Raw genomic sequence first — 23,685 nt, forward strand, 5'->3', positions numbered from 1 at the left:
GTGTATGGGCTACCAGGTCAGCCACTGTCTCATCTCTTTCATGTCCTATGCCGGTAAATCACGGGCAGTGGAAACTGAGCTATATGGGCAGCAATTCCGTAGGTATCAAAACAGTCCAGGTCTACCTGCGCCCCTCCTCCCCTGATGATGACCAGTACATCAAAAGCATGCACATCATCTTCCAGTCGCTGAAAAACTTCCACCATAGCACTGACGATACTTTCTTCGGCCTGATTGCCTTGCATCAGTGCTTTGAACAGTTTGATATCAAAACGATAGCGATACCGATTTTTTGCCAGCTGATCCAGGAAATCTCCCAGGCCTGCCGCTGTAGGAGAACTGATGACTGCGATTTTCTGTGGAACCAAGGGTAGCGCTAAGCTTTTATTCATCTCCAATACACCTTCCACTGCCAGCCGGTCCAGCACTTCCTGTTTCTTTCTAGCCCTTTCTCCCAGGGTGAACTTTGCATCTATGTCTTTGATATTCAGGCTTAGCCCATAGATTTCGTGATAAGCGACTTCTACCTGGCATAAGATGTTCATTCCGGCTTTCAGCGTTTCTCCTGTTATGGCTTCAAACCAGCCGCTCAGGTTACGATAGGTATAGCTCCAGATGGTAGCTCGCGTTTTAGAAAGCAGATATTGATTATCTTTTTCAATCAGTTCCAGATAACAATGTCCTTTTTGAGTAAGCCGTATTTCACCAATCTCAGCAACAATCCAGTATGCAGGTTCTAGCTGAGAAGATAGGGCTTGTTTAACGAGTTTATTCAGCTCTGTGAGTGATAGGTAGCTCATGCGGCGAAGTTGAAAAAAATTGAGCTAAATCTTTAAACTCAGCTATCATTTTTCTCTGGGCTTCCAGGGAATTTCTTCTACCTGATGCTCTCTACCAATAAAACGAGCCAGTACAAACAGATAATCTGAAAGGCGGTTCAGATAAATTATTATATGAGCATCAACTGTTTCTTTGTCGTTTAGCCTTACCACTCCCCGCTCGGCACGGCGGCACACAGCTCTTGCCAGATGACATTGAGACACATCAGGATGACCACCAGGAAGGATAAAATATTTCATTTCAGGAAGCTCACGCTGCATTTGGTCAATCTGATGCTCCAATGCCAGCACTTCATTCTCCTGCAGATCAGGAAGATAGCCAGGTTTCTTACCGGGATCAGCAGCTAACAATGAGCCAATTACAAACAAGTTTTCCTGTATATGCTGGAAAATATCTTGTCGCTTTTTGTTCACCGGCATATCTCTTACTACGCCAATAAATGAGTTTAACTCATCTACTGTACCGTAAGCTTCTACCCGCTCATGAGATTTTGGCACACGACTTCCTCCTATCAATGAGGTATCTCCCTTGTCACCGGTTTTGGTATAGATTTTCATATTTGTCCCATTTTTTTCAAAGGGAGAAAGTTACATAATCCTGATTTAAAAGGACGGTGTATACACAGCTTTCAATGAATCGTAGGTATTCAAATAATCCTGAAATGCCAATGAAGACATTAAGGGGCGTAGATTATCCAGTCCACTTTCGGCGTAATTTTCCAGGCCAGCTTCCAGACTGGTTTCGATGTATGCTTTATGTAAAGCAGGTGCGTAGGGATTTGATTCTAGCGCTTCCAGCAATAGATTATATTTCTCCAACGGGTCAGTATTTTCCAGTTGATTGAGCGCAAAGAGGAATCCTTTTACAAAGAAGGGGTTACCCAGCAACTTTTTATTCTCAGCCTGATAAATTTCGTTGTTCATCTGAGCAATCCTGGCCTGGTAATACAAAAGTAGCTGATCATGCCAACGGCTGATACTGGACAACTCATCAAGCAAAGAGGATAAAGTAGGCCAGTCCTGCTCATTTTCCAGCATAAAAGCCTTCAGCCAGCTAAAATACTGCTCTCCGAGCTCATTCAGCTGAGGATTTGCAGATATGAGTGTTTGAATTTGTTCAGAAAGTAAGTCGTTGTACAGTGCAGGATACTTAAGCCATAAGTCATGCAGTATCAGTACTTTGTAGTTAGTGTCTTCCAGTGAAGAATATATTTCTAAAAACGTCTCTTCATTAATATCCGGAAATCTATAGCGTAGCAAATTATATTTGTATGCATCATCCTTTTCTGTCCAGTTCAGCTCAGAACTGCTTATTATTTGACGCATATTTTCTACTACAGGATTTTGTGCTCTTATCCCCTCTTCCGATAAACGGTACAGTGAGTCCCAGTTACTATGGGCGCTGCTTTGTAGTTCACTTTCAAAAGGTAATGCTTCGCTCATGCTGATTGCTTTTCTATACAACGCATCTTCATAACGTGACTGCTCTGCTTTCTCAAAATACTGAGTAGCAACCTGGGGAGCATGCTGTTCCATTGCCCAAATTCCTAATACATTATTGTAATAGCCTCTCTGAAACGGATTTAGCGCTTGCAGATTATCAAGGATTCGCATTGCGTCATCCACCTGGTTTTGTTGATAGAGCACATAGGCTTTGATCAATAGCAATGCTTCATAGTAATTTGCATTTGCCATAACTTCCGGTAAGCTTTCCAGTTGACTCAATTGCAGGCTATCCAATGCCTGAGGCCGGTTGTAGGCATAATTGAAGACATAGGCGAACTCAAAGCTATTGAGTACACTATCTTTACTTTCTATCCATTGAAAGTTTTCTCCAGCTAAAGGATGCTTACCGACGGCATACTTATTTGCCAGCATAAAAGTATTCACCAGACTCGGCATATAGGCTCTGTCGCTTACTACTTCACTAAAAAGTGAATCCAGGTCAAAAGAAAGTAAGGCTTCATTTTTTCCAATCAGGCCTAATATATTGGTTTCGGCTGCCTGTCGCGTTACATCTGCCTCATCGGCCAGAGAAAGAAAATACAGTGCGGAATCCAGCAGCGAAGTCTTGCCATATGTCACCGCCAGATTATTATACAGGTAAGGATCAGCCTCAAATTTTCTAAGGCCCTGATGAAAGCTAAAGAGGGCATCAAAAAACTGATCACTGTTCAAGAGCTCATAACCCAAATTTACCTGTGCATAGGGCGTAGGTTTTCTTCTTAATAGCCTCGCTAAAATAAAAAGGAGCCAGTGAGTGATCGCCCTCTGCCCTGGCAAGTGTGCCTAAGCTGTAATTGGAGCGGTGATTGTTATAACCATACTGATCACCCAGCTTGTAATATTGTTCAGCTACAAACTGATCCTCTCTCTCCCGATAAACATCTCCTATTCCGTTGTAATAGCCGGCCACTGCCTGATTTAGTGGAAACATATTGGCATTGAGGAAGAACGCCACCACTCCGATCAGGCCTACTATCTGTACGGTACCGTAGGGAAAAGTCGGGGGCTTGTACATAATCTTATGCACTTGCATATTTTCCATCAGAGGATTGATGAAGTTGGCGATGATATACAGCATGAAAAGTGTCCCGAAACTCAGCTGGCTGAAAACCACTGCATCTTCAAAAGTCTCTACCAAAGGGTCATTAGCAGTAGCATATAGATAGCTAAGCGTAGAGAAGCAAATGATCGCTAAGGTAATATAGAACAAAGCTCCTATCGGCGCAAAACTCATCATGCTCTGGTATTGAATTTCCCTGTCTTTAAAATCCCAGATGCCCAGCAACGTTAGAGCAACTAATATGAGGTAAGCATTCAAGTAAAGAATATCCCAGTCTATGTAACCGGCATTTTTTGCATAAAGCAGGGCAACATTCACCAGATAAATAATTGAAATGGTCAGAAAGTGTAAGAGTGAGTTTTTGTTGCCTACCGTATTGCCTCTGGTGATGATTTTTAGGAAGAAACTGATCAACACATTCCCTAAGAGTAGTATAAAAATCAGGCTGAGCACCAGTGGAGTTACTAATCCATAATTGACCAGGTTGATCATAGGGGTGCTGACTTCGGTGAAAACAAAGATCAGCGCACCCAAAAAACAAGTGATAACAGCGAAACCGAGCAATCTGACTAAAATCCCTGCGCCCGGCTTAAGATGGTTGAAATAATAAAATGCAGGTAAATAGAGCGCTAACGCGATGATCAGTGTGGTTTTATCAGCTTGACCAAAGAGTAGTAACTGTTCAAACTTGAAGCTGATCAGTATACCGGTAAACACCAAAGCACCGAAGTAAAACCAAAACCCTTCAAGGGCTGAAATGACTACCGACAATACAATCAGACTTAAAGCCACTGCCAGAAGCTGAATCAAGATTGTTGCCTGACTGATCTGAATATCACTTCCGCGATATACTTCGGTGATCAGGTAATTGTCAAACTCATAGGATAAATCAAACAGGCCCACGCGAAAAGATTCGGTGGGGACTTTGATTTTCTCAATGTTAGAGATCTTTTGCCAGTCAATGACATTGGCAGGGCTTACAAAAAAGTTGTACGTAAAATAAATTAAAAAGAGGCCTAGAATTACTATTAAGCCCCAATAAATAGACTTAGTATGTGGATGCCAGGATTTCCAGAAATACCACCTGTTCATAGGGTCAGGAAGATTTGTTTAAGGTAAAGTAATGGGATAACGCTGGCTGCTAAGTTGTAGTATTGCGCTTACAGTAAACACCGAAATAGGTGATAAAACTTACATCGTGCAAAATTTATTCAATAACCTTGGGCACACGAATATAATCTTCATCACGCCTGGGTGCCTGAGACAACCCTCTGTCATGAGAAAGTGTATCTTTAACTTTATCCTCCCGCCATACATTAACTTCATGCGACATGCTGGTGAGCGGCTCCACCCCATCCGTATCTACTTCTTTTAACTGATCCACCCAATCCAGAATTTCACTCATGCTCTTAATCATTTCTTCCTCGGCATCATGTTCAAATTCCAGGCGGGCAAGATGGGCTATCTTCTGTATGGTAGAACGGTCAATCTTCATATGGACTTATTGTTTATGTTTGGTCAAAGCTAAAAATCATATGCTTGATGCGGCATTTTTTTCATGAAAAGAGGTCGCATGCTTAAATGCTAAATTCGGATAATAATTGGAAAGTTCCTCCTGTATGATATGAAAAACTCTATCTCTTAACGCATTTGCATCTTTTAGCTGCATGTCTTTGGTTTCAATCGCCTCGTGGATGATCATTCTGGGCCTTAGCGGATACATCAGCATCTTATGATTCCCCGGCTGAATTTTCCAGTTGTGTGGATAAGTAACGGGAACGATCGGCACTCCTTTTTCAATTGCGAGCTTAAAAGCTCCATTACGGAAGGTGGCAAGTTCCGGCGGGTTTTGAGAGCGTATACCTCCTTCGGGAAACATCACCAGACTATAGCCATTTTCCAATACCTCAGCCCCTTCGTGTAATACCTTATAGCGGCTACGTGGATTTCTTCTATCTACTGTGATGTGTAGCTTTTTAAACATATACCCGAAGACCGGGACTTTCGCCAATGAAACTTTACCGACAAATACACAGGGCTTAGCTACATAACCCATCAGTACAATATCCAAAAATGAAGAATGGTTGCCCACAAAAAGATAGTTCTGACCAGGCTTTAATTTAGTTCTCCATTCCTGAAGCGGAGGTATAAACGAAAGTGTAAGGAATGCCCTTGCCCAAATCTGGTTGAGAAACAAGGCATGCTTCAGCCATGCCTTTCTGACCATCAACAGTAAGAAGAAAGGGTAAAGGAGCAGCAGCACTCCAGCAAAAATCAATAACCCATAGGTAGAGTAAATCCTAATCCAGATTCTTTTCATTGTAATTAATGAAATTTAACGCTTATGGCTGTGAAAAAACCTGCTCAATCCTATCGAGACCAATGCCTAAAATTTCACGCGCCAACTGATCTAATGTTTCATAAGAACCGCGAAAATGAATCGTAGTATGGGTATGTTGTAAAGAAGCTCCTGCTGCCAGAGCTTTAGCAGGAGAAGAGCTTTCCAATTCATAAAATGGGCCCAACTGATCATCGCCACCCTCCAATGGACCATCATTATAAGCATTCACCGCATCCCCGCCATAGGGTAGCTTCTGTATTTCCCACATAGAATTCACATAATCACTCACATTTTCCGGCAATGTGAACTTTACGATGGTCAATACCTCATTTTCCGCATCATAACTGCCTAACACCGGCAGGGCACGTTCAGGGGATACTCCGATTTTACTGCGATATGCTCCATCTCCTTTAAAAAAGATAAAGCCATTTTCCACTTTCAGTCTCTCCTCAGGTACTTTCCCAAAATAACTGTCGTTGAGGACAGGCACATCATCACCTATAGTCTTATCATAAGGAATCACAATGGTTGTGCGGGGCGAATGTTTAAACATTCCCAATATCCAGATGGACAATAAGCCGCCCTCTTTGGTCCAGGCAGCTTCACCCGCATTGGTAATACGATTTTCACTGGCAAAAGCCACGTAATTCATCGCCTGTGCCGGCAGGCGCACATTGAGTTCACTTTCAATCTCCTCTCTCCCCAGCAACCGTATGGTTCGGTCTACTTTGACCTTGAAAGTAGCGCCGCTATAATTTTTTACGTCAAAGTCATGGGTAAAGACCACCTGTGTCTGACTTTTCTCTACCACTTCAAAAGCCTCTGTATCCAGGGCAGAAGGCGTCTGCCAGTCTTCAAAAGCAAACTCATCCCCTTCCTGAAAAAAGATTGCGTACTGACCGCCTTCGGGTCCCATCCAGAAACGATCTTCTCCTCCGTAGGGATTAAACTGCGGGCGGCTTTCACCACTGGAAATTAAGTCGTAATTGATCCATCCATAACTGGGACCATCCTTTCCCTCAGAAGTACTGCTCATCACTCTGCCCTGATACTGCGGGGCCACAATGACCTGAGCACTGCCCTGTTTGTTGCTGAGGATAATCAGATCATCCAGGTGATTCTGCAAAAACTCAATATCGTATCCGAAGTTGTTCACAATTTCCTTAATATCATCAGGATCAGCGCTATCGCGATCCTGTACAGGTTGATATGCTATACTACATCCTAATAATATCAATAGTACTTGTACTTTCATAATTTTCATCCTCATACATATTTTCTGGCAATAGATAAAGCCTGACTGCCGTAGTGTCCTCCAAACAGATGATAGTGATTGAGATAATGATACAGCATATACAGGTCGTGTCTTTCTTTCCATTCGGCAGGTAGTGGATATTCCTCCTGATATGCTGCCCATACGGTAGATGAAAAACCACCGAACATACCCATCATCGCCAGGTCAAATTCACGATCGGCAAAATAGCTGGCAGGATCAATCAGTGCAGGACCACGAGACGAGTACATATAATTTCCCGACCATAAATCGCCATGATTGAGCGAAGCCGCCGGTTGATGGCTGATCCACTGCTCCATATTCTGTAAAAGCTGATTGTACACTTTGTTTTCTTCACTGCTGAGTCCCCTACTCTGCTCAATCATTTTCAGTAATGCCCCTATCCTTTGGTCTCGGAAGAAAATCATCCAGTCCGACTGCCAGTTATTATGCTGAGGAGTAGCGCCACAGTAGTTATCATGGGCAAAACCATATTTTTCATGCTGATACCGATGAATCTGGGCGATTCCACGACCCAAAACCTCATCCTGCACGGACGATGAACTGTTAGAAGGCTCCAGAAACTCCGTAAGCAGCATCGCTGGAAGTCCGTTTTGTGGAACGGTTTTAATGAACACTTTCGGAATCTGTAGATCAGACTTCGCTTCTACCAGAGCTTCCAGGCATTCGGCTTCCCTCAGAAACATATCTTCCGGCCCCTGTGCATTCCATTTGAGAAAAAAGTTACCTTCATTGCTTGTCAACTTGCTGGCATGATTAATACAGCCTCCCCCTAATGTCTTGACCGACTTGATTATAAAACGCTGGCCCAGCTTCTCTGTAAGGCTTTCTTCTACAAAGTTCTTCAGATCTTCTCGCATAGCATGATGCTTATTTTCCGATATTTTCTTTAAAAACTTTCTTGATCAGCGCATATAAACCTGCCACTACTACAATAAAAATAGCCAGGCCACTATAGCTTCCTCCGGGAGGGTTTTCAAATACTCTTAGTGACGAAAGATCAGTGACGACTATGCCAATCGCGATAAATATTCCCATCAAAGCCTCTCCGGTAATCAGGCCGGAAGCCAAGAGCAGGCCAGCATTGGAAGCTTTTTCTGTGGCTTCGGCATGCTGCGCGTCCCCAGTTCCTCTTTTGGTCATAAAACGGCTTGTCATCCAGGCAATGATACCACCAATAAAGATAGAAGTATCCAGTTCCAGAGGGAGGTATAAGCCTACGGCCACTGCCAGCACCGGCATTCTGAATTCTGAATTTTGTTTTTTCAGGTATTGATCAATGATAATGATCACCACTGCGATTGCGCCACCTATTGAAACCATACCCCAGGGCAGTCCTTCTCCAAAAATACCCGATGCCACGCTCTGCATCAGGGTTGCCTGCGGGGCTGCCAGGGCCTCAGGCTGCTCAGGCGTAGGTGCGCCTATGCCATAACCTTGCAGGAGATAATTCAGCACTGGCGCGATTGCCAAAGCACCCGCTACTACACCTACCACCTGCATCACTTGCTGTTTGTAGGGGGTTGCTCCCAGGATATATCCTGCTTTCAGATCCTGCATATTGTCTCCGGCTATGGCGGCTGCGCAGCAAACTACTGCGCCTATCAGGATAGCCGCGGCAGCGCCTCTGGCAGGTTCACTCGCACCCAGTAAAAAGAGTAAAAGCAGTGCCGAAGCCAGAATAGTGGCAATGGTCACTCCTGAAATTGGATTATTAGAGCTTCCTACCAGTCCTGCCATATAACCGGCTACTGCCGAGAAAAGGAATCCGGCTATCACCATGATGAATGCCATCAGTCCGGTAATGCCTACATCGTGAATCTCCCGCAGGTAGATCGCGAACACTGGTACGATCATCACCCCTATGGCAATAATGACCCATGACATGGGTGTATCCATCTCGGTGCGTAGCTGATCTTTGAAATTTGTGCTCCCCTGCTTAAAAGCTTCAACACCTGACTTGAAAGCTGTGCCCAAGGAATTTTTGAGACTGATCAATGCCCACAAGCCACCCACAATCATGGCCCCTACCCCCAGGTAACGAATCTGACTACTCCAGATCATGATCCCCATCTGCTCAGGGTCGGCTGCTCCTTCGGGCGGCCCCAAAGCAGCGATATAGACCGGAATAGCAATGTACCAGCTAATTGCCCCTCCCAGGAAGACCAGAAAGGCGATGTTTAAACCTACAATATAGCCTACCGCTACCAAAGCGGGTGATAAGTTGATCCCCAGATATAAATAAACGCGATTATTGATCAGTGTGGCCTGCTCAAAAAGGCCGTTCCATAGATTCAGGGCAGATTCGCTTAATTTGAACAAGCCACCTACCAATGCCCCCCATACCAGGTATTTTACTGACTGTCCTCCGGTCTCCCCGGTTTTCAATACCTCAGAAGTAGCCACACCTTCAGGAAATTTTAAGTTCTCTTTGACGATAAGCGCCTGCCGCAGGGGAATGGTAAATAGCACGCCTAATATACCGCCTGTCATGGCGATGAGGGTAGTCTCCCAATAGTTAAACTCATCCCAGTAACCCATAATAATGAGGGCAGGAATGGTAAAAATAACACCCGCAGCAATCGATTCACCGGCGGAGGCGGCGGTTTGCACCAGGTTATTTTCCAGAATGTTGGAGTTTTTAAACAAACGAAGCACCGCCATAGAAATTACCGCCGCAGGGATAGAGGCTGAAACCGTAAGTCCGGCAAATAAGCCGAAGTAGGCATTGGCAGCAGATAAAATAACGGATAGCCCTGCTCCCAGCAGTATCGCTTTTAAGGTAAGTTCTGGTAATTTCTGGTCGGCACCTATATAAGGTTTATCGGGATCAGTAGCTGTTGGCTTAGCTGGTTTAGCTTTGTTCATGTGCTTCGCGTTAGGTCTAAAACAAACATACCAAGCTTTAGCCTAAATAGCACGCCCCCATAAGATTTTTAAGAAGGAGGTAGTCAGAAGCCAGGAGTGGTACGTAAGCATTATTTATGCTTCCATCCTCAGATTTACACCTGCTAAACTTTTTGGGTTTTAACGCTTGTGCCAAGCGAGTCCAGTAATTGCGGACTGTCTTTGAGCGCAGCCTGGTAGTAGTAAGGAACTCACTCATCCATCTTTTGAGGACTTTCACCGACATATCTTTCATTTGGATAGTTTCTTCAGCCTCACCTTTAGTAAGTAGGCGCTGATTACGGGCATGAGTCACCGCTTCCACCATTGCTTTCCCTTGGGCAAGGTCTGCAGCAGTAAGTCCATGCTGGCTCAGCTGCTCTATATATTCTCCGGTTTTGCTGGAGAAATAGTTGGCCTGCATTGGCCAGGCATAACTTTTATTAGATACTTTATCTACATTGAACTGAGCCAGGTTAAGCGCATCCTTGCGAAACACAAATTTCACAATTGTTACATGATCCAGAAAAGCCTCACGCTACTGCTGCTCATTCTGTTTCAGTTGGGCCGCAATGATAGATTTCTCCCCATATTTTTGGACTTTCTGCGTGTGAAGCGTCATGGCATTGTTTAATAGCGTATCACCTTCCTGCATGCGATTGGCGTTAAAGCCATGCTGACTCAGTGACTTAAAAATATCAGCTTATGCGTTCGCGTTTTGCAGATAGGCGTTCCCTCTTCCTGATCGTAAATGTCAATCATTTTATGAGGATCTTGTTCTTCAGCTAATGCCCTTTCCAGACGTTTGTTCTGCTGAGTTGGTGTTTCTTTGAAGCGAAGTATGGCAGTTTGTGGATTTCTCCAGCTTAAGATACCATGTTTTCTTAACCAACCCAAAACTTTATTTTGTCTTAAATCCCATAGGCTGTCTCAGCTTGTTTATAAGTCATCTCGCATTTTTCACCTTATATACAACAGTCAATTTAAAGCTTAGGAGGTAATCCCATTCGGTTCGCTTTATCGGATGGATTAAATTTTAAGTCCTTTTTTTTATAGTAAGTCAATTTTTCGCCAACTTATTTTAAGACAATACATACAAATAATTATAATAGAGAATATTACGGTTGATTTTACAGGGGAATGAAAAAGGGCTATTCGCTGTCAATTAATTATGACAAAAACAAACAGCTTACTGAACAGCCCTATACAATTTAACGCAATAACTGGCTTAAGCCAAAAGGAATTCATGGATTTATTATACCATTTTGCGCCAATAGTTGAAGAACATTATCGTCATCACGATATGAAAGGGCAACGTCGCAAGATGGTACGCTATCAGGAACGAAGTGACAGTAGTTTGACCGGTCCGGTCAATAAGTTACTTTTTATTCTTAGCTACATGAAAGAAAATCCCAACCAAGCATACCATGGAGTGATGTTCTCTATGAGTCAGGGAAAAGTTAGTTTATGGGTAAATCAGCTATCTTTTTTACTTGAAGAAGCTTTAAAGAAAATGGGTAAAATGCCCCATCGTGAAGTGAATAAGTTCTATAATTTCCTCTATGCCTACGTTGAATTGGTTATGTTTATGGATGTAGTGGAACGCAGGATAGGCCGTTCACCAGATTACCAAGTTCAGAAAGATCACTATAGCGGAAAAAAAGGGTGCCATACTTTGAAAAATCTGTTGATTGCCAACCTTGAAGGAGAGCTTATTTACTTAGGAGAAACTTTTGAAGGTAGCGTACATGATAAATCCATGTATGATCAGGCAGAACTTAAGTTTCCTGACCATCGGATCGCCGAGCGATGGCATAGTCTATGGGTGGACTTGGGTTTCCTGGGCCTTAAGGCAGAAGGCGTAGAAGTTTACATGCCTGAGAAGAAGCCCAAAGGAAAAGAACTTTCCAACTTCCAAAAAGAGCTGAATACACTCATTGCAAGTATTAGGGTTAAGGTGGAGCATGCTATTGCTGGAGTAAAAAGACTAAAAATTATTAGGAATCAGGTCAGAATACACGGATGGCAGAAAAGGGATAGGATGATGTATATCGCCTGTGGATTGCACAACCTCAGATGTCAGCGCTGGGCTACATAAAAAACTAACCGTAATAAACTCTAATAATTTCATATTTTGCTCTTTAACAAAAAGGAGGCTGACGAAAGTCTTGAACAGAATAGGCACAACATAAGAATCCTAAAGACGAAAAGAATTAACTTACTGATTTTATTAATGAGTATATATACACTAATGTTCTTTAGAGAATCGTGTACAGAAGATTAAGGATGTCCTACTATTAACTGTACGAAGGAACAGTAGATGGTAAAACTTGAAACTGTGATTGCCTTGATGGATATTCTGGTACCCATTGCGAAACCTGCGATTTACTCGCGTCTAACTCGGAACGGGCAAAAATTTTAAGCTCATTAACCTCAGTTTTCCTTTAATGCATCCGCAAGCCTGCCGATAAAGTTACTTAAAGACTGTTTTGATCATCATAATTGCTTCATTGCAAGTATCACTGTATATTTCCTGAGCTCCCCGCAGTAGCCGGCATCACAATACCAGTTATCTATTACTGCTTGATCACTAAAAACATAATATTGCCTTGGTTTTTAAGGTACTTTTGTTTTCCGACCAATTGATAACCTGACTTATCTGCTTGGGTTTTTCGCTAATCTGCTATTCTTTTTATATCTTTAAAATAGCTGGTTACCCGTCTCTTTCGTTGGGGTGATAAAAGTTTCAGCATCAGCCCAGATTATACATTTTGCCTCTCAGCTAATAGCCCTAAATTACTCATTCATTAACTAAACCTATGCTAATCGTAATTATTATTTGTACAATTCTGACCGTTCTCGTAACGGTTTTGCCTTTATCGCAACAAACACATTGGATTATCAGGGGTATGGACTTTCCACGACTACAAATAATGATCTTTTCAATAGTCTTGTTGATTGCTATTGTTTTTTTTCTCGATGAACGGTTACCTCTTACTTTAATATTGATTTTTACAACTGTCCTTTGCTTAATTTGGCAGTTGTGGTGGATATTACCTTATACCCCACTATGGCAAAAAGAGGTCAAATCTTGTAATGAATGTGAACCTGAAAGGAAGCTCAGCATCATCACTTCTAACGTCCTTACACCTAATAGAAATGCTGACGCTTTGATTGAATTAGTAAACAAATATCAGCCAGATATTCTTGTTACTTTAGAATCAGATAAATGGTGGGAAAAGCAACTCAAGGGTTTGGAATCAGTTATGCCATTTACTGTAAAATGTCCACTTGACAACCTCTATGGCATGCACCTCTATTCAAAATTGAGATTACATGACCAAGAAATTTCATTTCTAGTTGAGAATGATGTTCCTTCCATCCACGTATCTTTAGAATTGCGAACCGGTGATAGAGTTCGTGCGCATTTTATTCACCCAGCTCCACCCAGCCCTACTGAAAATACGGAATCAGCAGAGCGCGATGCTGAGTTGATTGTTATTGCGCGAAGTGTCGTCAAAAGTACACAACCTATATTAGTAACGGGTGATCTAAATGATGTGGCTTGGTCTTCAACAACTCGTCTTTTCCGTAAGATTAGTGGTTTGCTAGATCCACGTATAGGGCGAGGTATGTTCAATACTTTTCACGCAAAATACCCATTATTGCGATGGCCTCTAGATCATTTATTTCATAGTGATCATTTTACCTTACTTTCTATTAAGCGATTACCATCTATCGGATCGGATCATTTCCCTCTCTTTACATCGCTAGCATTCACTCCTGTAAAGGGTGCCAGTCAAGAGGGGCTTGAAAGCGACTCAGAAGACCATGACAGAGCAAAGGAAATTGCTGATGAAAAAGGGGTAAGTAAGAAGGATGTGCCACAACCTAACGAAAAGAATTAACCATAATTTTTCAATCACAATTCATTGCATTACACTATTTAAAAAGCTTTTTATATTAAATGTTACCATATGTAGAGAATGAAAAGCTTGAAATTTATAATACTATCAATGGTAAATACATGAAGCAGTTGAAATCAGCATTATACAATAGTGAAAGACGAAGTATTTGATGATCCCCATTTAAGAAAATATTTACGATAATGCGGAATTGAATAAGTTTGTGCTAAAAAGTAAACTGAAGACCTACCATAAGCTCAATGAAGAGTTAAAAGATCACCTTGAAAAAGAACAAAAGGCGACTTAAGCAATGACTGATAGCTCAAAAGAAAGCGAATAGGTATCTGCCAGATTTTGAAAATCTGGCAGGCCTAGCATTACATTAACATAAATTACCATGATATTGGTCAACCTCAGAAGCCATGGCCGGACCTCACTAAATCCAGCGATTGAAATTGGTCACTATACCTCGTTTCAAACAGTCTATACTTTTTCCTTCACTTTTTCTTTAATCTCCTTTACATTGCCTAGCTCCGACTTGTCTTCTTCATTTATGGGATAACCTAGTAAAAAGCCATAAGGCTTTAATGGATCTATCACATCAAAAATTACTTTTAGAGCTGCAACAACTGGAATGGCCATGATCATCCCGATGGCACCCCAAACCATACCCCCAACATATAAAGCGATGATGACGGCAAAGGGATTGAGCGAAACCCGGTTTCCCACAATATTGGGGGTAATGAAGTTTCCTTCAAGGAACTGTACCCCCCAAAACATTAGCGCAACACCTAAAGGATACATCAAAGAATCTTTGGTGAGAAAGGCAAATATAATAGGTAGAATGGAGCCTATAAATACTCCGATATAAGGAATGATCGTCAGCATGGAGGCAAGTAGACCAAAGAACATGGCATGCTCTATCCCTATGATCATCAAACCGGTGGTATTCAAGACTGCCAGGATGATAATTACTGTAAATACTCCCAGCACATAGGAACGCACAACTGAAGAAACTTTATAAATTGTACTGCTCAGTTTATCATGATACCTGGACGGAAAAGCTTTGTATAAAAATTCCACAAAAAAACTTCTGTAGTACAATAGAAAAAACAAAGCGATAAAGATGAGGACAAAAGAGGTAAAAAAGTCGGCTGTAGCCGAAAGTGTTGAGGTAAGTATTGAAGTACTGCTTTTTACAAAATCATTGATAGAGTTTTTCATATAAGCAGTCTGCTCACTCTCTTCAAGCCCGAAATTCATCTCCAGCCAGTCATGTCCTTTGTCAACAAATCCCTGAAACTTCTGTCCTATTTCTGATAAATCATCAGTAATAGCTCGTACCTGAAAGGAAATGAAGTAAAAAGTAAAAAATAAAAAGACAAAAATAGTGATAATTGAAATGATGGAGCTCAGTCCTCGGGGTAAGCGCCAGCTTTCTAACTTTCCGCAGAGTGGCTTGAGGATAAAAGCAAAAATTAAAGCTACCAGCAGTGGTATAAAGAGAGCTCTTCCGATGATGAGAACAAAAAAGATCATGATCAAACTGAACATGACAACAAAAAACTTCACATAAGCGGGTAGTTTGAGCATAAATTTTAAAATGTATAGGTGTATTAATACAAATAACTAAAATGGTTTATCGTTAGTTAAAAAATATCTACAATATATCATCCATATCACGTTATTTAAATTACAAATTTACACGTTGATGCTATGAAAATGAATCCAAATGTATGCTTCAGTGTTGTGTGAAAAATTGATATTTAATTTTCAAGTGTAAATATAATTATTGTATGAATAAATATTGGCTAGCAATACTTGCTTTCCCACTTCTCATTTTCACCGCATGTCAGGAGGAAGATGTAATAAAGGAGCAGGAGGAGGTGAATCCCGACCCGGTATTAGTTAAAGAAATAGATACTGTTAAACTCGCGGTATATGATATCATGCATGAATGGTACTTATGGAATGTGTTAATACCTGAAGTAAATATTGAAGACTACGCTTCGGCTGATGAGCTGATGAAAGCTATGATGAATAAGACACTGGATAAGTGGTCTTATATAGAGGATGAAGAAGAATATAACGCGCTTTTTGAAAAAGGTGAATACCAGGGTTATGGCTTGAGGATGGCTTTTGATGAAGATGGAAACCTAAGAGTTGCATTTGTTTATAACGATTCACCATTTGGACGAGCCGGGGTACAACGCTCCTGGATTATCAATAAGATTGATGGTAAAAATGTGAAGGATCTTAGTGCAGCGGGTACATTAGCCCAGGCATTGGAAGGCACTTCACACGACTTTGAGTTGATTCGTTCTGACGGAAGCAAAGTAAATGAATTACTGACCAAGACGACCATCGGCATAAATACAGTGCTTAATGATGATATTTTTCAACTGGGACAAACCAAGGTAGGTTACCTTGCATTCAACAGTTTTCTGGCTACCTCAGAAGATGAACTGAGGGTTTCTTTTCAGAAATTCAAAGATGAAAATATTCAGGAGATGATCATTGACCTGAGATATAATGGAGGTGGCAGAGTAAACATTGCGGAATGGATGGCCAGCAACATCATTGGAGACTTATCAAGTGGCAAAAATTTCATTCAATACAGGTTTAATCAAAACAAAGCTGCCGAGAACGACGCACAGGTACCTTTTAATACGCCAGAAATTCCCCTGAACCTGGACAGAGTGATTTTCATCACTTCAAATGGATCGGCTTCTGCCAGTGAACTCCTTATCAATGGCTTACGTCCTTTTATTGACGTTCAACTTATTGGGGATGATACCTACGGCAAACCAGTAGGGAGCTTTCCATTTAAAGTGAACGGATACGCTATCAATCCCATTAGTTTTAAAGTGTTGAATGATCAGGGTGTGGGGGAATATTTTGAGGGCTTGCAGGCGGATGCCTATATCAAAGATGACCTTACCCATGATTTGGGGGATCCTAATGAGGCCAGACTTAAAGAAGCGCTGTATTTTATTGAAAATGGCACTTTTTCCGGACTAAGTGCTCGTCAATCTCTGCCTGTCAAAGAACAGCAAATTGAGATGAAAGGTTTCCGTATGGAAATTGGCGCGTTTTAATTGATGACAATAAAACTTAAGAAGAGGGCCCACCGCCCTCTTTTTTTTGATTACTATAGGCTTACCGTTAGCATTGATAACAATTTCAGCATTTTTCTCTATTTTAAGCTTTAATTTTAAGCAAAACTTCGCTTACATTACCAGCAATCCATGAAAGCTATATTCTTGAATAAAAGAAACCGGGTACAGTATTACTGCTTCATATTTCTTTTCTTTTTACTGGCATGTGAAGAAAATGAACCGGTATCAGAAATAAATGAAAATAAATATCTCCTTGAGTTTGAGCAGATCAGTAGCATTGATGCTAATCAGCTAAGAGGCGTAGCGCAGATTTTTCAGCCCTCCTTTGATGTTTCTGCTATACAATACAATTCTGATATTTACAAAATCACTTATCAGTCTGAATACAGAGGTGAAGATGTCGTTACTTCCGGGTTGGTTTGTATTCCCGCAGCTGCCAAAACTACTGACTTCCCTCTACTATTAGGATTTCATCCATCTATTAGCAGCCAGGATGAGGCTCCTTCCAGCTTTAGTGATAATCTGCAAAGTGGGGTGGAGCTATTTGGTGCGTTGGGCTTCATTACGGTAATACCTGATTACATTGGGTTTGGCAGCTCATCATCACTCCCCCACCCTTTTTTGGTACGCGAAGCAATGAGCAAAAATAGTGTAGATATGCTCCTGGCCGTAGAAGAGTTGCTCGCAGAGCTGGAACAAATATATCGTAAGGAAGTCAGTATGATAGGTTATTCTCAGGGAGGTTACAATGCTGTGGCAACGCTTAGGCATTTTGAAAACGAACAACCTCTTGAAGAATGGCAGGTGGTAGCAACTGCTGCTGGAGGGGGCACTTACGACCTGGATGAAATGAAGCAGCAAATTTTTCAGCAACAAAGGTATGATGCTCCTCAAAACATTGCCTTTTTGATTTATAGCTATCATGAATATTATGATTTTGACGGGAGCTTTGATCAGTATTTTCAGGAAGCCTATACTGATTTCATTCCTACAGCTTTTGGCAATGACCTTACATTGGGACAAATAAAGGGACGTCTGACTAGCGATTTGGAACAATTATTAGAACCATCCTTTCTCAATGAACTCAGGACAAATTCTGAAACTGATTTCAATGATGCCCTTTCTGAAAACAGTATTATTCCATGGCAGGTACAAAGTCCTTTGCACATTTATCATGCGACCAAAGATTCAGTGATCAATATTGAAAACAGCCGAAGCTTTTATAAGGAAATTGAAGCTATGGGAAGCCAGCAACTAAACTATACTGAGCTTACTGAGCCAAGTACACATACCAATGCCGGAGCTCCCATGTTGCTGGATGGTATATTGTGGATACTGGAGAACCAGAACCTTTAGCTATTCAGATACTTTTGCGTTGCTGGGAGCGAGAAACATAGCCTGATCAGGTTCTCTTTCTTCAAGTACCACATTTCTATAGCCTGAAGCATACCGGAAATCACCTAAAGAGTCTGTCTCCCACTTGTATCGTTCGCTTACGAGTGGTACCAGTAGGCCATTGACGTGTTGCCATTCTGCATATAACCTGGCACCATAGCCATCCGTATCTTCACCACTAAAGTAAGTAACTGTGTATAGCAATAACTCCATACGCTTATTCTCAGGGTTGATGTAAATGATGTATTCGTCTTCTGGTGAATCTCCGATACCATTTCCATAGGTAAAACGCATCACTTCATACTGTTTTCCCTGGAATATTCTGGATTCTAAAATTTCATAATTGACTCCTGGGTCAGCAAAGACGAAGGGAAGTGCAAAAAAATAAAACTGAAGGTTATGATAAAAACGAGCAGAGCTTCCGGGAAATTCACTTTCTTCTCCCGTATACCAAACCTCATCTCCATCATAGCCGATAGTATATTGATCACTGCTAATCAAAACTTTACGGCTATCAAGATCCACAGTTTGATGGTCAACTTTAGTGCTATCGGAATATAGGTCAAATTCCAACAAATTCATCTGTTTCCATTTGTCCAGCCCACCATGTGCTTCAAGTACTTCCTGAAAAAGGTCAGGATAAGAAGACTGTGCAGCCAAATCATCACTTTCGTAATCCTGATGTTCAGGGTTTGAGCATGAGGCCAATGCAAAAAGCAAACAAATTAGCTGGAGTGGTCTTTGATAATAACCCATCTACTATTAATTTTTTTGAAAAGTAAGCTGAAATATCCCTGCAGGTTATCTGTTTCTCTATCTAGGTTCCACTGACCAATCATCGCATAATATTCGGGAGAGAGCCGGTTGAGGTGTAAGATGTTAAAACTAAGTGTTCCCATCGTTTGCCTGTCAGGATAATTCTTATGGTAGCGATCAAGGGTATTTTGATAGCCGTAGGTGATACCATTTTTTCCAATAAACATCAGAGAATCAGATTGCAGATAACCTTCCATAAAGCCGTCCAGATCACCTTCATTCCAGCAGTTTACCTGCTTATCCATGATGGCAAGAATGGACTTTTCATCAGCAGTGGGACTTTGAGGGGTACAGGAAACTCCTGCACCTAAACAAAAAAAAATAAATAGAACTCTATGCATCAGAGTTCTTTAATTTTGATCTCCTTAAACCATACGGCATCGCCATGACCTTGCAATGCGATATGTCCAGACTTTGCTTTACCATAGTCAGGCATATCTTTGAATTTAGTTTGCGTAACTTTTTCTTGCCACTCAGGTGTCCATAGTTCATAATCAACTACTTTCTCGCCATTGAGCCAGTGTTCCACTTTACCTTTATTAACTACTATTTTAGAATGATTGTACTCACCGGCAGGTTTTGTAGGCTGGCTGGTAGGCACATGAAGCGCGTAGTTTGCCGCAGTTACCTGAGTCTCTTCCAATTCATAGTCATGAACTTCTTTGTAATTTTCCGCATCAATCAACTGATACTCAGGTCCGGTTTCATAAGTACTCCCGTATTTTTCATCCTCTACCACATTGTATATCACCCCGCTATTACCGCCTCTTTCAATCTTCCAGTCAAATTCAAGAATATAATTCTCGTAAGTATCTTTGGTAATGATGTCACCACTACTTCCATCCGTAGTCAGCTCACCATTGACAACATCCCAATTGAAACCCTCTTCTTTATAATTTCTCCAATGACTGACGTCCGAGCCATCAAAAAGCATGATCCATTCATCGGAACTTTCCTGCGCAACAGGCTCTGTCTGGGGAGTATCTGTAGCTTCCTGTTTTTCCTGGCTTTGACAAGCAATACAAAATGCCAAGGAGAGTATAGTCAGTATGAGCTGGGTTAGTTTCATTATAGTGTGAATTATTGTGAGTGAAAAATTTTAAATTACTGGAACCATCAGTCTGTTTTACTGTGATTGCTTATTGATATAAATTCAATGTTCACCTTAAACAAAGAATTTCAGCATCAGGCATTGATAATTTGCATCTTATCCGGATCCCAGTTAACAATTTTGTTTTCGTACAAACTAATATTTGAGGCAAGAGCAGGGCCTGCTGTTCTAAGGCCGAAGACAGGGTCCTCAATCGGTTGACCACCATTCCGGATCGCATTGAACCAATCAGCAAAATGATCCTGTCGCATGTCATATCCATCGGGTGCCCGATAAGTCATCTCTCCGGGAGGGATCATTTCAGCTTGCTCACTTCCATATTTTTCATAATATTTTTTCTTAAAAACTTCCTGGGTTGCTTCAGGGAAAGTTTCGTAGGTGTCCCAGCCCCCAAAGCCGGGTGCTTTTGATAATTTTTTTCTTCGTATGGTTACACTATTACCTCCCAGCACCATTTCTCCTTCATTACCCACCAATCGGGTTTGGTCACCCCCTCCCGATCCATCTACAAAGTTGACCCTGAGAGACATGTTGAATGCGGGATGCTTATCTGTTTCAGGATAATCAAACAGGCCGAGCATAACATCTGCCACATCTCTTCCATCTTCCCAGTATCTTAGTCCGCCGGTAGCGTAAATTCTATTCGGTCCATGTGAACCAGTGATGGTATGCAAACGGGTAAACAAATGGACAAAAAGATCGCCCGCCATGCCTGTTCCATAAGCCTGATAGTTTCTCCATCGGAAAAAACGCACAGGGTCAAAAGGGATGTCAGTGGCATCGCCCTCAAACATCTCCCAGTCACAGGTCTGAGGGGAAGCATCGGGCGGAATTGAATATTGCCAGGCTCCTCGGGCATCAAAACGATCAGTATATACTTCAACAAAATTAAGCTCGCCAATTTCACCTGCTTCAAAAAGCGCTTTCGCTTTCTGCATCACAATAGAATTAGCCCACTGACTACCTACCTGAAAGGGTACTTTAGTTTGCTGATGGACTTTGATTACCTCATGCCCTTCATTTATCTCCTGCACCATAGGTTTTTCACAGTAAACAGCTTTCCCCTTCTTCATAGCTTCAATGGACATCCGGTCATGCCAATGATCAGGTGTGGCTATAATTACAGCGTCTACCTCAGTATTATCAAGAATCTCATGATAGTTCATGCTAGTCTTCACCTGATTACCATACACTTCCTTGATTTTGGTGATATGTCCCTGATAGCAGTCAGCGGCCGCGATAAACTCCACTCCATCTTGTGTCAGCGCAGTATTTACATCACCAAAGCCCATCAGCCCCATACCGATGCAGGCAACATTGATACGGTCATTCGCAGGGGTAGCTTGACGGCGGTTCAGGATTTGAAAAGAATGGTCGGAGGCAAACACGGAAGAACCTCCAGCTACCAATGCGGCGGAACTTCCAAGCTTCTTGATAAATTTTCTTCGTGAAGCTTTATTGGAATGCTTTTCCATCAACGTATATGATTAGGTAATGCAATAGTTTGTCAGCAATAAAACTAAGAAAAAAAGAAAGAACAATAAATAAATTCAGCAGGCAGGAGCAATTTAAGAAGAAGAAAATACTGACAACATTTTTCAAAAAACTTTAGAAGTCAAAAGTTTGTCTTATTAGAGAGATTATCTATTTTTGCGTTCCCAATAAGCCGAGAGGCACTATAAATCTCGGTAGGGCCCTTAGCTCAGTTGGTTAGAGCACCTGACTCATAATCAGGTGGCCGCTGGTTCGAGCCCAGCAGGGCCCACATTTTCTTAGAAATAAAAAAGCACTTACCATGATAAAATGTAAGTGCTTTTTTTATTTTCAGACCCGCTTGAAAGTTTTATACTTCTTTCTTTCTGCTTTGAGAAAGGCGTTAGTTTGTGACTTTATTCACCATGAATTTTTCTATTCGTTGATGAGATGAAGTGAACCTCTATTATTTCCATCCACCACCCAGGCTTCTGTATAATTCAATATTGGCTAGAAATAGCTGACGTTTGAGGTCTACCAACTCCAGCTCACTTCGCAGCGCATCTTCCTGCGCATTGATCACTTCCAGGTAGTTGGCAAATCCACTTTGAAATAAAAGTGAAGCATCCTGTACACCTTTGCTCGTCACGGCGATGCGTTCTTCAGCGATACCATATTCTTCCTGAAGTTTTTCAATTGTGATCAAAGCGTCAGATACATCTCTAACGGCGAGAATAAACTTATCTTTAAAATCCAGCTCTGCGATCTGCTTTTCAGTGACTGCGATCAAATGATTAGTCTTCAGTTTTCTGTTTTGAAAAAGTGGTTGAAATAAAGCACCATTGATCAATGCAAATCCAGACCCCATGGGGTCCAGAAAATTTTGGAATTGAAAAGAATTAAGACCGGCACTACCTCTGAGAACAATAGAAGGGTATTTCATCGCCTGCGTGATTCCTACCTTGGCATTACTGACGATCAATTGATACTCTGCGGCAGCAACATCTGGTCGGTTATTAATAAGATCAACAGGCACACCAGTGCTATAGCGATCCACAAAAACTACATCTTCCAGATTTTGCTCAATATCAATAGGCTGCGGATAACGCCCCAACAACTGGTTAAGTTGGTTTTCCAGGATGATGTAATCTCTCTCAAGTCGGGGAATCAAGGACTCTGCCCTGAGTATTTGGGACTCCGTTTGCTGAATGGCCAAGGATGTAGTCTCATCGGCATCAAATTGCAACTTCACTATGTTCAATGTCCTCCTACCCAGTTCCAGATTCCTCTCAGCAACTGCTATTTGTGACCTGATCATCAACATATTGTAATACGTAGATGCTATGTCTGCTACCAGGGCTGTCTGAACTGCTTTTTGAAACTCTTCGCTTTGCATATAAGAAGCACGGGCTGCTTCTTTTTGCCATTTAAATTTTCCCCATATATCAATTTCCCAACTCGCAAAAAAGGCCAAGGCATAGGCTGAGCGCTCAGTGTATAAAGTAGTAGGTACATCCTCACCATGGTTACGCCTGGCCCTGTTTGAGCCATAATTATTGTAATTTTCAGAATAATACTCCCGGTTATACTCCAATGGAGAAAATCCAAAGCTGGGATAAAAATTAGCTTTTGAAAGTTGCAAGTTCTGGTAACTTATCTCATTTTGTTTGGAAGATTTTCGCAGGTCAATATTGTTGGTCAGAGCAGTATCAATCAAAGAAATTAAAGTAGAATCCTCAAAATAATCCCTCCAGTTGATATCTGATAAATTACTCTGATAATCCAACACGCTATCTCTCTGATTATTTAATCCATAATAACTATCTGCTTTTCCGACATCCGGCCTTTTATAACTTTCACCCACTTTACAACCAATGGCCGTGATCAAGATCAAACTGAAGGGAATTATTTGTTTTGAAAATCTCATATTGATCAATTTT

At 41.6% G+C, this 23,685-nt stretch carries 21 protein-coding genes and 1 tRNA gene; 5 read left to right on the forward strand and 17 right to left on the reverse strand.

The genetic code is table 11. The features are described from left to right. Window positions 1–38: 38 nt before the first annotated feature. The 11 genes from xseA to OKW21_RS12590 form a co-directional block, all read right to left on the reverse strand. Window positions 39–800, reverse strand: coding sequence for an exodeoxyribonuclease VII large subunit (gene xseA, locus OKW21_RS12540; protein WP_277479859.1), 762 nt, complete (start codon window positions 798–800; stop codon window positions 39–41). A 45-nt stretch (window positions 801–845) separates the two neighbouring features. Then, window positions 846–1,397 carry a cob(I)yrinic acid a,c-diamide adenosyltransferase gene (locus OKW21_RS12545; protein ID WP_277479861.1) on the reverse strand — a complete coding sequence of 184 codons (552 nt, stop codon included), beginning with the start codon at window positions 1,395–1,397 and terminating at the stop codon, window positions 846–848. Between the two features lie 45 nt (window positions 1,398–1,442). Continuing rightward, window positions 1,443–3,032: a tetratricopeptide repeat protein gene (locus OKW21_RS12550; RefSeq protein WP_277479862.1), complete on the reverse strand. Its 1,590-nt coding sequence runs from the start codon at window positions 3,030–3,032 to the stop codon at window positions 1,443–1,445. Next, complete coding sequence (locus OKW21_RS12555) at window positions 3,022–4,497, reverse strand: hypothetical protein (protein WP_277479863.1); 1,476 nt, start codon at window positions 4,495–4,497, stop codon at window positions 3,022–3,024. Before OKW21_RS12555 ends, OKW21_RS12550 begins: the two co-directional genes overlap by 11 nt. A 115-nt stretch (window positions 4,498–4,612) precedes the next feature. Beyond that, window positions 4,613–4,900, reverse strand: coding sequence for an Asp-tRNA(Asn)/Glu-tRNA(Gln) amidotransferase subunit GatC (gatC, locus tag OKW21_RS12560; protein WP_277479865.1), 288 nt, complete (start codon window positions 4,898–4,900; stop codon window positions 4,613–4,615). A gap of 36 nt (window positions 4,901–4,936) precedes the next feature. Next, complete coding sequence (locus tag OKW21_RS12565; RefSeq protein ID WP_277479866.1) at window positions 4,937–5,725, reverse strand: lysophospholipid acyltransferase family protein; 789 nt, start codon at window positions 5,723–5,725, stop codon at window positions 4,937–4,939. Between the two features lie 22 nt (window positions 5,726–5,747). Further along, entirely contained in the window at window positions 5,748–7,001 is a 1,254-nt protein-coding gene (locus tag OKW21_RS12570; protein ID WP_277479868.1) for a DUF6786 family protein, read from the reverse strand. An 11-nt stretch (window positions 7,002–7,012) separates the two neighbouring features. Continuing rightward, window positions 7,013–7,900: a fructosamine kinase family protein gene (locus OKW21_RS12575; RefSeq protein WP_277479869.1), complete on the reverse strand. Its 888-nt coding sequence runs from the start codon at window positions 7,898–7,900 to the stop codon at window positions 7,013–7,015. Window positions 7,901–7,910: 10 nt separating this feature from the next. Then, a complete protein-coding gene (locus tag OKW21_RS12580; RefSeq protein ID WP_277479872.1) occupies window positions 7,911–9,908 on the reverse strand; it encodes an OPT family oligopeptide transporter in 1,998 nt (665 codons plus the stop codon). A 37-nt stretch (window positions 9,909–9,945) separates the two neighbouring features. Beyond that, window positions 9,946–10,452 carry a PQLLE family protein gene (locus OKW21_RS12585; protein WP_477099980.1) on the reverse strand — a complete coding sequence of 169 codons (507 nt, stop codon included), beginning with the start codon at window positions 10,450–10,452 and terminating at the stop codon, window positions 9,946–9,948. A 155-nt stretch (window positions 10,453–10,607) separates the two neighbouring features. Then, window positions 10,608–10,823 (reverse strand): hypothetical protein, encoded by a 216-nt coding sequence (locus tag OKW21_RS12590; RefSeq protein WP_277479874.1) that lies wholly within the window; start codon window positions 10,821–10,823, stop codon window positions 10,608–10,610. Between the two features lie 349 nt (window positions 10,824–11,172). On the opposite strand from OKW21_RS12590, the gene OKW21_RS12595 reads away from it, so the two are divergent. Then, window positions 11,173–12,024: an HARBI1 family protein gene (locus OKW21_RS12595; protein WP_277478775.1), complete on the forward strand. Its 852-nt coding sequence runs from the start codon at window positions 11,173–11,175 to the stop codon at window positions 12,022–12,024. 721 nt (window positions 12,025–12,745) lie between these two features. Beyond that, window positions 12,746–13,834 carry an endonuclease/exonuclease/phosphatase family protein gene (locus tag OKW21_RS12600; protein WP_277479876.1) on the forward strand — a complete coding sequence of 363 codons (1,089 nt, stop codon included), beginning with the start codon at window positions 12,746–12,748 and terminating at the stop codon, window positions 13,832–13,834. Between the two features lie 480 nt (window positions 13,835–14,314). On the opposite strand, the gene OKW21_RS12605 is transcribed toward OKW21_RS12600, so the two are convergent. Further along, a complete protein-coding gene (locus OKW21_RS12605) occupies window positions 14,315–15,424 on the reverse strand; it encodes an AI-2E family transporter (protein ID WP_277479877.1) in 1,110 nt (369 codons plus the stop codon). A 203-nt stretch (window positions 15,425–15,627) separates the two neighbouring features. Between OKW21_RS12605 and OKW21_RS12610 the strand changes: the two genes are divergently transcribed. Both OKW21_RS12610 and OKW21_RS12615 read left to right on the forward strand, forming a co-directional pair. Next, window positions 15,628–16,929 (forward strand): S41 family peptidase, encoded by a 1,302-nt coding sequence (locus tag OKW21_RS12610; protein ID WP_277479878.1) that lies wholly within the window; start codon window positions 15,628–15,630, stop codon window positions 16,927–16,929. 150 nt (window positions 16,930–17,079) lie between these two features. After that, complete coding sequence (locus tag OKW21_RS12615) at window positions 17,080–18,306, forward strand: alpha/beta hydrolase family protein (RefSeq protein WP_277479879.1); 1,227 nt, start codon at window positions 17,080–17,082, stop codon at window positions 18,304–18,306. Here OKW21_RS12615 and OKW21_RS12620 read toward each other — a convergent pair whose 3' ends face one another. The 4 genes from OKW21_RS12620 to OKW21_RS12635 all read right to left on the reverse strand — a co-directional run bounded on the left by OKW21_RS12620 (window position 18,307) and on the right by OKW21_RS12635 (window position 21,747). Next, window positions 18,307–19,065: a DUF6503 family protein gene (locus OKW21_RS12620; protein ID WP_277479880.1), complete on the reverse strand. Its 759-nt coding sequence runs from the start codon at window positions 19,063–19,065 to the stop codon at window positions 18,307–18,309. Window positions 19,066–19,070: 5 nt separating this feature from the next. Beyond that, window positions 19,071–19,502 (reverse strand): YybH family protein, encoded by a 432-nt coding sequence (locus OKW21_RS12625; protein ID WP_277479881.1) that lies wholly within the window; start codon window positions 19,500–19,502, stop codon window positions 19,071–19,073. Then, on the reverse strand, window positions 19,502–20,230 hold the full coding sequence (locus OKW21_RS12630; RefSeq protein WP_277479883.1) for a 3-keto-disaccharide hydrolase: 729 nt from the start codon (window positions 20,228–20,230) through the stop codon (window positions 19,502–19,504). Before OKW21_RS12630 ends, OKW21_RS12625 begins: the two co-directional genes overlap by 1 nt. 116 nt (window positions 20,231–20,346) lie before the next feature. Further along, window positions 20,347–21,747, reverse strand: a complete 1,401-nt coding sequence (locus tag OKW21_RS12635; RefSeq protein ID WP_277479884.1) for a Gfo/Idh/MocA family protein — start codon at window positions 21,745–21,747, stop codon at window positions 20,347–20,349. A 216-nt stretch (window positions 21,748–21,963) separates the two neighbouring features. On the opposite strand from OKW21_RS12635, the gene OKW21_RS12640 reads away from it, so the two are divergent. Then, a tRNA-Ile gene (locus OKW21_RS12640) sits at window positions 21,964–22,037 on the forward strand. Window positions 22,038–22,211: 174 nt separating this feature from the next. Here OKW21_RS12640 and OKW21_RS12645 read toward each other — a convergent pair. Then, a complete protein-coding gene (locus tag OKW21_RS12645) occupies window positions 22,212–23,672 on the reverse strand; it encodes an efflux transporter outer membrane subunit (RefSeq protein ID WP_277479885.1) in 1,461 nt (486 codons plus the stop codon). Window positions 23,673–23,685: the final 13 nt, after the last annotated feature.

Source organism: Catalinimonas alkaloidigena, from assembly GCF_029504655.1.
Taxonomy (GTDB): domain Bacteria; phylum Bacteroidota; class Bacteroidia; order Cytophagales; family Cyclobacteriaceae; genus Catalinimonas; species Catalinimonas alkaloidigena.

Bases quoted from the DNA above. Each gene is read 5' to 3' on its own strand.
- xseA (WP_277479859.1), bottom strand. From the start codon at position 800: ATGAGCTACCTATCACTCACAGAGCTGAATAAACTCGTTAAACAAGCC.
- OKW21_RS12545 (WP_277479861.1), bottom strand. From the start codon at position 1,397: ATGAAAATCTATACCAAAACCGGTGACAAGGGAGATACCTCATTGATA.
- OKW21_RS12555 (WP_277479863.1), bottom strand. From the start codon at position 4,497: ATGAACAGGTGGTATTTCTGGAAATCCTGGCATCCACATACTAAGTCT.
- gatC (WP_277479865.1), bottom strand. From the start codon at position 4,900: ATGAAGATTGACCGTTCTACCATACAGAAGATAGCCCATCTTGCCCGC.
- OKW21_RS12565 (WP_277479866.1), bottom strand. From the start codon at position 5,725: ATGAAAAGAATCTGGATTAGGATTTACTCTACCTATGGGTTATTGATT.
- OKW21_RS12570 (WP_277479868.1), bottom strand. From the start codon at position 7,001: ATGAAAGTACAAGTACTATTGATATTATTAGGATGTAGTATAGCATAT.
- OKW21_RS12575 (WP_277479869.1), bottom strand. From the start codon at position 7,900: ATGCGAGAAGATCTGAAGAACTTTGTAGAAGAAAGCCTTACAGAGAAG.
- OKW21_RS12580 (WP_277479872.1), bottom strand. From the start codon at position 9,908: ATGAACAAAGCTAAACCAGCTAAGCCAACAGCTACTGATCCCGATAAA.
- OKW21_RS12595 (WP_277478775.1), top strand. From the start codon at position 11,173: ATGGATTTATTATACCATTTTGCGCCAATAGTTGAAGAACATTATCGT.
- OKW21_RS12600 (WP_277479876.1), top strand. From the start codon at position 12,746: ATGCTAATCGTAATTATTATTTGTACAATTCTGACCGTTCTCGTAACG.
- OKW21_RS12605 (WP_277479877.1), bottom strand. From the start codon at position 15,424: ATGCTCAAACTACCCGCTTATGTGAAGTTTTTTGTTGTCATGTTCAGT.
- OKW21_RS12610 (WP_277479878.1), top strand. From the start codon at position 15,628: ATGAATAAATATTGGCTAGCAATACTTGCTTTCCCACTTCTCATTTTC.
- OKW21_RS12615 (WP_277479879.1), top strand. From the start codon at position 17,080: ATGAAAGCTATATTCTTGAATAAAAGAAACCGGGTACAGTATTACTGC.
- OKW21_RS12625 (WP_277479881.1), bottom strand. From the start codon at position 19,502: ATGCATAGAGTTCTATTTATTTTTTTTTGTTTAGGTGCAGGAGTTTCC.
- OKW21_RS12630 (WP_277479883.1), bottom strand. From the start codon at position 20,230: ATGAAACTAACCCAGCTCATACTGACTATACTCTCCTTGGCATTTTGT.
- OKW21_RS12635 (WP_277479884.1), bottom strand. From the start codon at position 21,747: ATGGAAAAGCATTCCAATAAAGCTTCACGAAGAAAATTTATCAAGAAG.
- OKW21_RS12645 (WP_277479885.1), bottom strand. From the start codon at position 23,672: ATGAGATTTTCAAAACAAATAATTCCCTTCAGTTTGATCTTGATCACG.